Origin of the sequence: Methylibium sp., from assembly GCF_013817345.1 — a bacterium.
Classification (GTDB): Bacteria; Pseudomonadota; Gammaproteobacteria; order Burkholderiales; family Burkholderiaceae_C; genus Methylibium.
In genome coordinates, this window is the sequence record NZ_JACDCW010000107.1 from 1 (window position 1) to 12944 (window position 12944).

Annotated in this window: 14 protein-coding genes; 6 read left to right on the plus strand and 8 right to left on the minus strand. The window is 68.4% G+C overall.

The window, feature by feature from the left end:
* The coding region (locus H0W40_RS16570) for a lytic transglycosylase domain-containing protein (RefSeq protein WP_292448383.1) at positions 1–471 on the plus strand (471 nt) is incomplete at its 5' end.
* 56 nt (positions 472–527) lie between these two features.
* Here H0W40_RS16570 and H0W40_RS16575 read toward each other — a convergent pair.
* From H0W40_RS16575 to H0W40_RS16595, 5 genes are all read right to left on the minus strand, one after another.
* The gene (locus tag H0W40_RS16575; protein WP_292448384.1) at positions 528–1094 is read right to left on the minus strand and encodes a UbiX family flavin prenyltransferase; all 567 of its coding nucleotides are present in this window, start codon (positions 1092–1094) and stop codon (positions 528–530) included.
* 100 nt (positions 1095–1194) lie between these two features.
* Positions 1195–1518 (minus strand): Grx4 family monothiol glutaredoxin, encoded by a 324-nt coding sequence (grxD, locus tag H0W40_RS16580; RefSeq protein ID WP_292448386.1) that lies wholly within the window; start codon positions 1516–1518, stop codon positions 1195–1197.
* A 93-nt stretch (positions 1519–1611) separates the two neighbouring features.
* A complete protein-coding gene (locus tag H0W40_RS16585; RefSeq protein ID WP_292448388.1) occupies positions 1612–2334 on the minus strand; it encodes a hypothetical protein in 723 nt (240 codons plus the stop codon).
* Between the two features lie 233 nt (positions 2335–2567).
* Positions 2568–3419, minus strand: coding sequence for an MOSC N-terminal beta barrel domain-containing protein (locus tag H0W40_RS16590; RefSeq protein ID WP_292448391.1), 852 nt, complete (start codon positions 3417–3419; stop codon positions 2568–2570).
* 135 nt (positions 3420–3554) lie between these two features.
* Entirely contained in the window at positions 3555–6047 is a 2493-nt protein-coding gene (locus H0W40_RS16595) for an AsmA family protein (RefSeq protein WP_292448392.1), read from the minus strand.
* Positions 6048–6126: 79 nt separating this feature from the next.
* Between H0W40_RS16595 and H0W40_RS16600 the strand changes: the two genes are divergently transcribed.
* Complete coding sequence (locus tag H0W40_RS16600; RefSeq protein WP_292448394.1) at positions 6127–7368, plus strand: FAD-dependent monooxygenase; 1242 nt, start codon at positions 6127–6129, stop codon at positions 7366–7368.
* 36 nt (positions 7369–7404) lie between these two features.
* On the plus strand, positions 7405–8154 hold the full coding sequence (locus H0W40_RS16605; RefSeq protein ID WP_292448397.1) for a DsbC family protein: 750 nt from the start codon (positions 7405–7407) through the stop codon (positions 8152–8154).
* A 58-nt stretch (positions 8155–8212) separates the two neighbouring features.
* Here H0W40_RS16605 and H0W40_RS16610 read toward each other — a convergent pair whose 3' ends face one another.
* A complete protein-coding gene (locus tag H0W40_RS16610) occupies positions 8213–8617 on the minus strand; it encodes a DUF4148 domain-containing protein (RefSeq protein WP_292448399.1) in 405 nt (134 codons plus the stop codon).
* Positions 8618–8875: 258 nt separating this feature from the next.
* On the opposite strand from H0W40_RS16610, the gene H0W40_RS16615 reads away from it, so the two are divergent.
* Positions 8876–10657, plus strand: coding sequence for a M61 family metallopeptidase (locus H0W40_RS16615; protein WP_292448401.1), 1782 nt, complete (start codon positions 8876–8878; stop codon positions 10655–10657).
* Positions 10658–10716: 59 nt separating this feature from the next.
* On the opposite strand, the gene H0W40_RS16620 is transcribed toward H0W40_RS16615, so the two are convergent.
* Entirely contained in the window at positions 10717–11208 is a 492-nt protein-coding gene (locus H0W40_RS16620; RefSeq protein WP_292448404.1) for a hypothetical protein, read from the minus strand.
* Between the two features lie 139 nt (positions 11209–11347).
* Between H0W40_RS16620 and H0W40_RS16625 the strand changes: the two genes are divergently transcribed.
* Positions 11348–12136: an enoyl-CoA hydratase gene (locus tag H0W40_RS16625; RefSeq protein WP_292448405.1), complete on the plus strand. Its 789-nt coding sequence runs from the start codon at positions 11348–11350 to the stop codon at positions 12134–12136.
* 50 nt (positions 12137–12186) lie between these two features.
* Entirely contained in the window at positions 12187–12687 is a 501-nt protein-coding gene (locus H0W40_RS16630) for a LapA family protein (protein WP_292448408.1), read from the plus strand.
* Positions 12688–12754: 67 nt separating this feature from the next.
* Here the strand turns inward: H0W40_RS16630 and H0W40_RS16635 are convergent.
* A partial coding sequence (locus H0W40_RS16635) for an amino acid--tRNA ligase-related protein (RefSeq protein ID WP_292448411.1) occupies positions 12755–12944 on the minus strand: 190 nt, incomplete at its 5' end.

Consider the following 12944-nt stretch of genomic DNA (forward strand, 5'->3'; position numbering starts at 1 on the left):
CCGACTTTCGACAGCACCGAAGAGCGCCTGGCTTACTTGCGCTGGCTCGGCGCGATGAGCGAGCGCCTGCGCCGTCGCAAGCCCGATCGGCTGGCGCGCATCGAGTTTCTGGAAACCCTCTGGTACGAGAGCCGGCGCGCGGGGGTGGACCCGGCATTGGTGCTCGGGCTGGTACAGGTGGAAAGCGGTTTTCGCAAGTACGCCGTGTCGGTGGCCGGCGCCCGCGGCTACATGCAGGTCATGCCGTTCTGGCTGCGTGTCATCGGCGGCAGTGGCGACGACGATGTCGGTCGCTTGTTCCACCTGCAGACCAATCTGCGCTTCGGGTGCGTGATCCTTCGTCACTACCTCGACAGAGAGGGCGGCGATCTGTTCATGGCGCTGGGCCGCTACAACGGAAGCCGCGGCCGGGCTCCCTATCCGCAGCTGGTGTTCGGTGCACGGCGGCGCTGGGAATACGAGGCCGGCTGAGGTGCGGCGCTCCGGTCCAACTCCGTGCGTGCGGCAACCGGCGAATCGAACAGCGCCTAAAGCCCCGTCCACGCCCTGGGCTGGGCGCCGTCTAGGCCGATCAACGCGAGCACACGCTCGACCGTGTCCGCCACCAGCTCCGCCACCGAGACCGGCCGGTGATAGAAGGCCGGCAGCGGCGGGAAAACCACGGCGCCCATTTCGGTGACGGCGGTCATGTTGCGCAGATGCGCCAGATTGAATGGCGTCTCGCGGACCATGAGCACCAGCCGGCGGCGTTCCTTGAGCGTCACGTCGGCCGCGCGCGTCAGCAGGTTGTCGCCGTAGCCGTGAGCAATGGCGGCCAATGTCTTCATGGAACATGGTGCTACCACCATGGCCGCCGTCGCAAAGCTGCCGCTTGCGATGCAGGCGCCTACGTCGGCCGGGCTGTGGGCGTAGTCAGCCAGTGCTTCGAGCGCTTTACGGTCCAGACCGAGCTCATGGTGAACGTTGAGCACCCCGGCCGGCGTGACGATCAGATGCGTTTCGGCGCCGAGTTCGCGCGCTCGCTGCAGCAACTGCGATCCATAAACCGCGCCGGTCGCGCCGGTGATGCCGACGACCAGGCGGGGGCGGTTCATGGTCGGAACGCGCGCAATCCCAGACTGCCCCCACGCCTGCACGAGCGTAGCTGCGAGCGCATCGCGCCGCCTGTCTGTACGCGGGGGGCGAAGGCGAGACTCAAGCGCTGAACAGCGACTTGAGTTCGCCGGCTTGGTGCATCTCCATCATGATGTCGGAGCCGCCGACGAACTCGCCGTCGACGTAGAGCTGGGGGATCGTCGGCCAGTTGGCGTAGTCCTTGATGCCCTGGCGGATCGCTTCGTCTTCGAGCACGTTCACGGTCGCCAGATCGGTCACGCCGTTGGCCTTGAGGATCTGGATCGCGCGGCCGGAAAAGCCGCACATCGGGAATTGGGCCGTGCCTTTCATGAACAGCACGACGCGATGGCCCTTGACGAGCTGATCGATGCGTTGGTGAACGTCGGTGGAAATCTCGGTCATGGTCGGCTCGCGGCAGAAAAAATTGGATTGCGAAGCTTATACGGCAAAGCCGCCGCCGCGCGCCGAGCCGCGCAAAGCCCCACCCGTTCTCGCTCAGAAGGAATACGACACACCGAGCTGGAGCAGCGGGCTGATTTCGAGCCCGCGCACCGTGTCGCCGATGCTTTGCTGGCCGAGTCGCACGGCCGAACGGGGCTGCAGGGCCATCACGCCGACGTCGGCGCTGAAGCCCCAGCCGCCGCCGCTGCCCTTGAGCCCCTGCAGCCCGGTGTAGCCGACGCCCAGGTAGGGCACAGAATGCGTGGACGGGTCGTTGCCATCGAGCGCGGTGAGCGGCGCCGACAGGCTGAAGCTGCGGCGCTCGGCGCTGAAGCCACTGTCCAGGCCGGAGAGGCTGGCCGGCAGGATGGACCCGTGACCCGCCCGGCGGGCGCCGACGATCAAGCCGCCGCTGGCGCGAAAGCCGCCGCTGTATTGGCTGGCAGGCGCCAGGCCTTGCTGGGTGAAGTAGTAGTCGCCCAGCAGGCTCAGGCTTTGCATCGAGTGGGCGTCGCCGTCGAAGCCTGACCCGTAGCCTCCGCCGGAAAGATCGCTGCTGCTGAACGTGACGGCCAGGCGGCCCTGCCAGCGAGGCCATGCCGCCTGGCCTGCGCGCAGCCCCTGCCCAGCGGCCGCCGACAAATCCGCCTTCTCGGCTGCCTGGATCGGTGCGGCTACGCCGAGTCCCACCGAAGTGACCGCGGCCAGCACAGCAGCAGAGTATTGAAAGGACAAGCGGCGCAGCAGCGAGCGGAACAGGCAGCGGTGCAGTGACATGACAAGCTCCTCTTGGCAAATCGAAGCGGCCGGGCCGATGGACGGAGCGGCGCTTTCACGGAAGCCATGCTAGCTCGCGCGCCGCAGGCTTGCAGCGCGCCGGACCGCCCTGAATGGCCAAATTGGACCGGCGCCGGCTGCTTCCGCACGAATGGGGGGGTGTGCCGGCTCGGCGGGCGATGCGCTGGCGCAACGGAGCTGCCGCCTGGCGACTGCAAGCCGGCGCGGCGCTGTCAGAAGAGCAGGCTTGTCCGGCCGATCTGGCCGACCCGCAGGGCGCACTCGATGCCTTCGACGATGACGGCGTTCATGCCGAACGTAACCGCGCCGTCCACCCGCGAGTCGCTGCGGTAGGTGGCCAGCGTGTCCCCCGGTTCGGTGCCCGACTCGCCGGTCTGCGGGTCCACGTTGGGAATCGGGCAGCGCGTGCAGGGCTTGACCAGCTTCAGCCGTACGGCGCCTTCGGGCGTGTCGAAGGCGATCTCGTCGAGAAAGTCTTCGCCATGCGCGTCCAGCCCGGTGAGCACGACATTCGGGCGGAACCGCTGCATCGTCACCGGGGCCACGTCGCGGTAGGCCAGGCGCTCGTTGAGCGCATCGAGCGAGGCCTGCGAAAGCACGAGGAGCGGAAATTCATCGCTGAATGCGGCTTCGGCCTCGATCGCACCGGTCCAGGCACGGCTCGCCAGACGCTTTTGTTCGGGGTCGAAGCGCACGAGCCGCAGCGGCTGACGCAGAAAGTCGCTGAACCACTGGGCCGCGAGCGCACCCATGTCGTAGGCGGCGACTTCGTCGTTCCAGATCTTCACACGCACCGCCGCATCGACGGTATCGAGTGCGAGATGCAGCGCCAGCATGCCGGGCGCGCGCAGCACCAGTTCGCTGTGCCGCAGATCGCAGTGCACGAGTGCCAGCCGGGGCAGTTCGCGCTGGCTGACGGACTCGCCGTGATCGTCCACCAGCATCCACGCTCGGTCGAACTCCAGGCCGGTCTCGATCAGCAGCACTTCGTCCAGGTCGACGCCGGCGCAGGATTTGACCGGGTACACGTGCAGTCCCGCAATCGTCACGTTCGATTCAATCATGCGCGGGATTATCGAGGCGCTGGCGTCGCACCCTGCGCCTGTGCTTGGTCAGCCGGCGTTTCGTGGGCTTCGCCAGCGACGCCGCAGGAGGCGACGCGCAACGCTTGCCGCCATTCAGGCCGCGAATCGCGGCGTTCAGCGACCGAACAACTTGTTCAGGCCGTCCGTGAGTGGATCTTTCTTCGCGGGCGCCGAACCGGCTCCGGCTGCCGGCGCGGCTCCGCCCAGGCCCTTGAGCACGTCGCCGAGCGCGCCTTTGGCCTTCTCAGTGACGGCTTCCTTGGCGCGCTTGCCCACCAGGTCGGCCGCCACCGCCGACCACTGCACCTTGTAGTCGACCGCGTCGAAGGGCCCCGCCAGCTGAACCGGCACCGTGACCCCGCGCAGCGCCGCCAGGTCGGCCCCGCCTTGGCCCTCGGACATGGCGGTGACGGTGGCCTTGGCGAGGTAGTCCACGCGGCTCTTGCCGATGTCGATCAAGCCTTCGCCGCCCACCCGAAGGAAGGGGCTCTTGGCGGAAAGGTCCTTGTTGCGAGCCACGCCGTTTTGAATGTCGAAGCTGGCGCTGATCTCCGAGAAGTCGGTTTTCTCTTCGGCACGGGCGGTCTGCACAGCGTCCTTGTTGAGCGTGACCGCCGACTTCCATTGGCGCAGCACCTGGGCGAGGTTGATGCCGCGCACGGCGCCGTCGGTCAGCCGCATCGCGGCCTTGCCCCCGAGCTGCTCCTTGAACTGCTCCACGCTGGCGCCGCGCGTCGCCACGTCGGCACTGACTCGGCCCTTGCCTTCTAGCTTGCGCAAGTCAGCCACGTCGCCCAGCAAGGCGGCGATGTCCACGTCGCTGGCGTCGAGCTTGACGGTGACGCGCTGCGCGGCCAGGTCCTTGGCCGCCTGGGCCGAGGCCTGCGCGTTGAAGCGTCCACCCCAGGCGCGCCCGGCGAGCTGGCTCACGCGCAGCGTGCCGCCGGCCAGCGTCGCGTCGAGCGCGGCGTCGGCCACCTGATAGGGGGGATAGACCAGCGTGCCCGCGCGAAACTGGAAATTGCCGTCGATCGCCTGCAGGCCGCTCAGGTCGATCGGCGTGTCGCCCGCCTTGCCGGGCTCGTCGGCCTTGTCGGGCTTCCGGCCCTGCGTGGTGGGTTTCGAGCCGGCCGCCGGTTTGGCGACGAAGTGCGTGAGGTCGAGCGCAGCGAAGCGCGCCTGCGCCTGCACGTTGGGCACGTCTTTGGACAGATCGGCCTTGCCGGTGGTGTTGAACTTTTGCTCGTTGATCGTGCCGTCGAAGGCCCAACTGGCGTCCTGTGCGCCGGCTTTGGCCTGGCCCTGCAGCGCCAGGTTCATCGGCGGTAACGCCGGGTCGGCGAACGCGAGCTGCAGCCTGAGCGCTTCGAGCGCGACCGCCAGCGGCTGCGGTGCCACCGTCAGTTCGGTGCTTGCCTCGCCACGCACGCTGCGCCCGCCGCCGCTGCCGTTCACCGTCACCTTCAGGCCCGGCACGCGGATGCGCTCGAAGCTTCCGCTCGGCGCCTGCGACTCGAATCCGAGCTGCAGCTTTTGCGCATCGGCGCCGCTGCCGGTGAGGCTGGCGCTGCCTTTGAGCGCGCTGCCTTTCAGCGCATCGCCCGTGACCTCGAGACTCGGCCAGGCCAGCATGGCGGCGAGGGTGTTGTCGCCGCTGCGCCCGGCGAGCTTGAGGTCAAGCGCCTTCAGCGCAATCGCGCGCCGGGCCGGGTCGAACACCAGCGAGGCCACGCGCAGCGCACTGTCCTGGAGCGCCATGCCGAGCCGCTCTCCGGAGACCAGCAGTTGCAGATCGTCGGCGCGCACCGCGCCGCTCCTGCCGTCGTAGGCCAGCGCGCCGGTGAGGCGCGCGTCGAGCTTGTCCACCTCGAAACCCTGGCCGACGAGGCTGAGCTTCAGATCCGTGAAGCCGATGCTGGCCGGCGCATCGGCCGGCAGGTCGAGTGCGAGTTGCCCGCTGAGGTCGATAGCGGCGTCCAGCGCCGGCTGCTTCAACTGCGCACGTCCGATGAACTCCACCGGCGACTCAGCCCCGTCGGCCAGCCGGCCGGTCTCCAACGTTTGCACCACGAAGCGGCCATCGATGCCAAGCACCTCGTCCTTGACATCGGCCTGCAAATCGCTTAGCTCGATGCCGCTGACGTCGAAGCGAAGGGCCGCTCCTTCCTGGGCTTCGCTCGCCGGCGCGTCGGCGGGGTTCGCGGCGCCAGCGGCCAGCAGATCGTCGATGTTGCTTTCGCCCTTGGCGTTGCGCGTGTAGACCACGCGCACGCCGCTCGCCGCGACGCGGTCGATCGCCAGTTCGCGCTTCAGCAGTGGCATCACCTGCACCGCCAGCTGCGCCTCCTTCAGCGAGGCGAAGGGTTCGGGCCCTTCGTGCTCGCTGAGCGTGACGCCCTGCAAGGTCAGCTCCAGCCGCGGAAACACCGACAGGCCGATCGGCCCGTCGATGACCAGCGTGCGCTGCTTGTTTTCACGCACCCAATCGATCAGCAGGCCCTTGTAGCGGTTGGGGTCGAAGCTCGCGACGAGCCAGGCAGCGCCCGCGACGAGCAATGCAATCAGGACCGCCAGAGCGATCAGCGAACGGCGAAGCCAGACGGGCATGGCGAAGGACTGCAGTTGCGGTCGAATCATTGTGCCGCCGGCCTAAAGCCGCAGTAAGCGCTGCCTACAATTGCCGGCAATGAATCGTTTCGATGTGTGCGTGCTCGGACGCGGTGCGGTCGGTCAGGCGCTGGCGCTTGCGCTCGCGCGGCTCGGACTGCGCGTGGCGTTAGGCGGCGCAGCGCCGGCCGGCGGCCCCGACGTGCGCACCTACGCGCTGAGCGCGCGTTCGGTGGCGCTGTTGCAGCAACTCCGTGTCTGGGACGCGCTGCTCGCCGCCACGCCGAGCGTGGCCACCCGCGTGACCGCCATGCAAATTCAGGGCGACGCGGGTGGCAGACTGGAATTCAGCGCGTGGCAGCAGCGGGTCACAGAGCTGGCCTGGATCGTCGACGCGGCGGCGCTGGAGCGCGAACTCGCCACGGCCCTGCGGTTTTCGCCGCACGTCACGCTGACCGACACGGCCGAGCCTGCCGCGCTGACCGCGCTGTGCGACGGCCGCGATTCGCCGCAACGTGCGGCGCTGGGTGTCGAGATGAAGCGCGTCGATTACGGCCAGCGCGCCATCGCCGCTCGGCTCGATTGCGACCGGCCGCATCAGAACACCGCGCTTCAATGGTTCCGTGCGCCCGACGTGCTGGCGCTGCTGCCCTTCGATCTGCCTCCGGCAGCGTCCGAACAGCCGGCGAACCCCGCCGCGGCGCAGCCGCCAGCCCGGGCGCCCACCTCGATACCGACGCCGACTTCAGCGCCAGCCGGGGGCAAGCGGGCCGATTGGCCCGCCGCGGTGCACGGGCAGGGCTACGGCCTCGTCTGGGCGCTGCCGGACGCACGCGCCGATGAACTCCTCGCGCTGGACGATGCGGCCTTCGAGCAGGCGCTCGAGCACGCCACGCAGGGGACAGCCGGGCGCCTGCGCCTGCGCGGTGCCCGCGCCGCCTGGCCGCTGCGCCTGGCCCGCGCGGCGCGCTGGCATGGGCCGGGCTGGGTGCTGCTCGGCGACGCCGCGCATGTGGTGCATCCGCTGGCCGGCCAGGGCCTGAATCTCGGGCTGGCCGATGTGCAAACCCTGGCCACGGTGCTGGCCGAGGGCCGCAAGCGCGAACCCTGGCGTGCGCTCGGCGACGAGCGGCTGCTCGCGCGCTACGCTCGCGAGCGTGCCGCACCGACCTGGGCGATGAGCCGCGTCACCGACGGCTTGTTGCAGCTTTTTGCGCACGAGGCCGCACCGCTCGAGGAACTCCGCAACCGTGGCCTGAGTCTCGTCAACCACCTGTCGCCGCTCAAGCGCTGGCTCACCGACCGCGCCCTGCGCAGCTAGGCTCACCGAGCACTGCGCCTTCACCAAGGAAACACCATGAAGTTCAAAGCTGTCGCGCTCGCGTCGGTGGCCGGCCTGCTCGGCCTGGCCGCGCTCACGATGGGCACGCTGCCCGCCTCGGCGCAATTGCCGCAGGAGGCGGCGATCCGCAAATCGCTCGGCGAGCGCCTGAGCAGCCTGCCGAAGATCGACGAGGTGAACAAGGCGCCGGTGGCGGGTTTGTTCGAGGTGCTCATCGGCACCGAAGTGTTCTACACCGATGCCGAGGGGGCCTACCTGATCCGCGGCGAAATCCTCGACCTCAAAAACAAGCGAAACCTGACCGAAGAGCGCATCGCCAAGCTGACGGCGATCGATTTCGACAGCCTGCCGCTGAAGGACGCGGTGGTCTGGAAAACCGGCAACGGCAAGCGCCGCATCGCCGTGTTCTCCGATCCGAACTGCGGCTACTGCAAGCGCTTCGAGAAGGAGCTCACTGGCATGAAGGACGTGACGGTCTACACCTTCCTCATTCCCATCCTTGGCGGCGATTCGCCCGACAAGGCCAAGGCGATCTGGTGCGCGAAGGACGCCACCGCGGCCTACCGCAACTGGATGCTCGAGGGCACCACGCCCCCACGGCCGCTGGGCGATTGCGCAACGCCGATCGAGCGCAACATCGAACTCAGCCGCAAGCACCGCGTGAACGGCACCCCGGCCATCGTGTTCGAGGACGGCGTTCGCGTGCCGGGCATGCTCACCGCCGATCAGCTCGAAAAGCAGCTGGTGGCGAGCAGCAAGGGCTGAGCATGCGCGAACGGCTGGGCCGATGCACGCCTGACGCGGCGGCCCTGCCGGTTCGCTCTCAACGATCGCTGCCCTGGCGGGCGTAGACCGGCGGGTTCACCGGACGAGCCTCGTAGGGCGAGCTACCGTTGACCTCGGCAGCGGCGAAGTCCATTTCCCCTGCGGCGCGAGCGCGTGCCAGTTCGGCGCGCACCTCGGCCCGGGTCAGGCCGCTTTGCGAAGTCGGCGCCTCCGGCTGCGCTGCCGCTGCAGCAGGCGCGTTTGCCGGAGCCACCTCCTGGACTGCCGGGGTAGGCAGGCCGAAGCCTTCGGAGGGCACGTGCTCCAGGGCACCGCTGTAGCGAGCCGCTGCAAGCTCCGCAGACACCTGGGCGCGGGTCATGGGCGCGGTTTGCGCCTGTGCCGACAGGCTCACGAGGGCGGCGAAAGCGGACAGTGCGGCAATGGTGAAGTAGCTCTTCATCGAAGCTCCTTGGCGAGCGGGGTGGCGATGCAGCAAATCTATGTCTCGCATCTCGGGAGATAAACCGCTGTTTTTTCAACGCACCGTTGCTCAACAAGAAATAAAAGAGACCGGAAAACGAAGGAGAACCCGCAAGACGCTGGCGTGTTGCTCGAAGATTTCCTTGCTCGGCATGGCCGCAAGGCCGTGTGGCGTATTCTTTTGTGTCGCCCGCAGCGCGCTCGTTTCGCCTCCGTTCCCCTTCAAACCGTCGCTTCGATGATTCGCTACCGCCTCGACGTGGCCGACGCCCACGCCCACCTGTTCCGCGTCACGCTGACCATCGCGGAGCCGGCCGTCGAGCAGGGCTTGAGCCTGCCGGTCTGGATCCCGGGCAGCTACCTGGTGCGCGAGTTCGCCCGCCATCTCTCGCAGCTCGAGGCGCGGCAGGGCACGCGGGCCGTGCGCCTGGTACAGCACGACAAGAGCAGCTGGGTCGCGCATTGCGAAGGCCGCGGCGCGTTGACGGTGAGCTACTCGGTGTATGCGTTCGATACGTCCGTGCGCGCCGCCTATCTGGACGCCAGTCGCGGCTTCTTCAACGGCACCAGCGTGTTCCTGCGGGTGCAGGGGCGCGAGGCGGAGCCGCAGCAGCTCGTTCTGGGCACGCTGCCGCGCGGCTGGCAGGTGGCGACCGCGCTGCCGGCGGTCGGGGCCTGCTTCGAAGCCGCCGACTTTGACGAACTGGTCGATCACCCGGTCGAGCTCGGCCGTTTCTGGCGCGGCAGCTTTCAGGCGGCCGGCGTCACACACGAATTCGTGGTTGCCGGGGCCTTGCCCGGCTTCGACGGCGAACGCCTGCTGGCCGACAGCCGCAGGATCTGCGAGACGCAGATCGCTTTCTGGCATGGCACGCCGGGCCGCGGCTCGGGCAAGCCGCCGTTCCAGCGCTACCTGTTCCTGCTCAATGCGGTGGAAGACGGCTACGGCGGCCTGGAGCACCGCGCCAGCACCGCGCTCATCGCCAACCGCCGGGATTTGCCGCGCACCGGCATGAAGGCGGCCAGCGAAGGCTATGCCACCTTGCTCGGGCTGATCAGCCACGAGTACTTCCACACCTGGAACGTCAAGCGCCTGCGGCCGGCGGAATTTGCGCGCTACGACTACACGCGCGAGAACTACACAGAGCTGCTGTGGTTCTTCGAAGGATTCACCTCCTACTACGACGATTTGCTGCTGCTGCGTGCCGGGCTGATCGATGTGCCGCGCTACCTCAAGCTGCTGGCCCGGAGCATCAACAACGTGCGCGCCACGCCGGGGCGGGCGGTGCAGAGCGTGGCCCAGGCGAGCTTCGACGCCTGGGTCAAGTACTACCGGCCCGATGAGAACACCGTCAACGCTACTGTCAGCTACTACGCGCTCGGATCACTGGTCGGGTTGGCGCTCGACCTCACGCTGCGCGGCGAAGGCAGAGGGTCGCTCGACGAGGTGATGCGCGGCCTGTGGGCCCGCAGCGGCGCTGCCGCTGCGCGGGCAGAGGGCCGCCCGGCGGTTCGCGGCGCGGGGGGCGGCCCGATCGACGAGGCCGACATTGCGGCGGTGCTGCAGGAGGTGGGCGGCCGTTCATACGAGGCCGAACTGGCCTCCTGGGTGCATGGCAGCGCCGACTTGCCGCTGGAGCCGCTGCTCGAGGGGCTGGGCATCGTCTGGCAGGAGGAGACCGCGACGCTGGCCCAGCGGCTGGGAGCACGGGTCACGGACGCAGGCGGTCAGCTCAAGCTGCAGGCGGTGATGCGCGGCGGCGCGGCCGAGAAAGCCGGGCTGGCCGCGGGCGACGAGTTGCTAGCGCTCGACGGCTGGCGCATTCGCAAGCTCGACGATCTGGCGGCGCTAGGTGCCTTCGAGCGGCCGCTGCCCTTGCTGGCGGCGCGCGACCAGCGTCTGCTGGAGCTGAGCTTGCCGAACGCGCAGGTCCACGGCCCGGTGGCACTGAGCGTGGATGCGCAGGCCCCGGCCGAGGCCTTGGTTCGCCGGGCCGGCTGGCTTGCCAACGGCGCTTGAGCACAACGTTGAGGTGGCTCGGCCCGGCCGAGCACTGTGCCGAGCCGTGACCGGCAGCGTCAGCCGGCCTCGGGCGGCAGGCCGACGTGTTGTTCGAACTCGGTGGCGCTCGCGGCGCCCCGTTGCTGGCGCACGAAGCTGCTGGCGAGAACCAGTGCCGAGCGCATGTCTTCGCGGTTCTTGGCCTTTTCGATGCGCAGACTGAGCGGATCGGCATAGGGGCCAAGGCTGTTGCTGAGCCAGCGAACGGCTCGCTGGCAGGTTTCCACCAGCGTCAGCACCACCGGCGCAGCAGCCTGGGCAGGCGCTGCCGCGCTCGCAGGTGCACTGGCCGCGGCGGCAGCCGTGCCACCGACGGCCTCGATGCATCCGAGATCGAGCAATGCCTGCAGCGCTTCGTCGGCCGGGGGCGGAATCAGCTTGCGCAACTCCGCATCGCTTCGCTTGCCGTCCACGAGAATCAGCGCCTGACGCACGCGCAATGGCACGCGCAGCGCACGTGTGGCGATTTCGGCTTGTCCGACTTCCGTCTTGCGGTAAATGATGGCCATGCAAACGTCTTGTTGCTTGTGGCGAGATTAACGCAGGCCCGAGTCGTTTGGGCCGGCCCGCCCGAGTGCCGCGGACGCTGCCGTTACTTACCGCACGCGCCGGCCTGTACAGTGAAGCCCCGATCAAGGAGCGCCCGCCATGGGGTACGAAAATCTGCTCACCGACACCCGCGGCACGCTGGCGCTGAAGACCGGTTGGATCACGCTGAACCGGCCGCAGGCGCTCAACGCGCTGAACGATGCGTTGATGAACGAGCTGGGTGCGGCGCTGCGGGCCTTCGACGCCGACGACACCATCGGCTGCATCGTCCTTACCGGCAGCGAGAAAGCTTTCGCCGCGGGGGCCGACATCGGTGCGATGTCGCAGATGGACTATGCGGACGTCTTCAAGGGTGACTTCATCACCCGCAACTGGGAAGCCATCCGCAGCGTGAGAAAGCCGGTGATCGGTGCCGTGGCCGGCTTCGCGCTCGGCGGCGGCTGCGAGCTGGCGATGATGTGCGACCTGCTCATCGCTGCGGAAACCGCGAAGTTCGGCCAGCCCGAGATCAAGCTCGGCATCGTGCCCGGGGCGGGCGGCACCCAGCGGCTGCCGCGCGCCGTGGGCAAGGCCAAGGCGATGGACCTCATCCTCACCGCCCGCATGATGGACGCCACCGAGGCCGAGCGCGCCGGCCTCGTCTCGCGCGTGGTGCCGGCCGAACGGCTGCTCGAGGAGGCGCAAGCTGCGGCGGACGCGATGTGCGGTCTGTCGCTGCCCAGCCTGATGGCCGCCAAGGAATGCGTGAACCGCGCCTACGAAAGTCCGTTGGCCGAGGGCATCACGTTCGAGCGCCGCATGTTCCACGCGATGTTCGCCACGCAGGATCAGAAGGAGGGCATGGACGCCTTCCTCGCCAAGCGCAAACCGCAGTTCCAGCACCGCTGAGAGCCGCCGCGCCTCATTGACCGCTCCTTGTGCGCCGACCGAGAAAAAGAATGACCGCCCGACTGCTCCTGACCGTCCTCTTCCTCCTGTTGTTCGCGGTTTTCGTGACGGTGAACTGGAGCGCGTTCATCGCGCCGACCACGCTCTCGCTGGTCGTCGACACGGTCCAGGCGCCCCTCGGGTTGGTGTTGCTCGGCGTGCTGACGGCACTGGCGGCGATCTTCCTGGTCTACATGGCCTGGTGGCAAGGCCGCGTGCTGATGGAAACGCGCCGGCACACGCAGGAGCTGCAGGCGCAGCGCGTGCTGGCCGACCAGGCGGAAGCTTCTCGCTTCACGGCACTGCAGACCTCAATGACTGCCGAACTGGGCCGCCTGGAAGCCCGGCTGGACGTCACCCAAAGCGAGGTAATGGCGCACGTGGATGCCGGCATCGCCGAGCTTCGCCAGGCGGTGCAGGACAGCTCGAACACGCTGGCCGCCTACATCGGCGAAGTGGAAGACCGATTCGAGCGCGGTGCCGATCCGGCGAGAACACCGCGGCTGACCTGAGCCCGCGCGCGACTCGCGGGGCCGCTGCGAGCGGCTGACCGGCGCTTTCAGCGCGAGGCGGGCCGCCTCAGGATTCCCGGCGCAGCGCAGGAAACAGGATCACGTCGCGGATGTTGGGCGAATCGGTCAGCAGCATCATCAGCCGGTCGATGCCGATGCCGCAGCCGCCCGTGGGCGGAAGCCCGTGCTCGAGTGCGCGGATGTAGTCGGCGTCGAAGTACATGGCCTCCTCGTCGCCGGCGTCCTTGTTGCTGGCT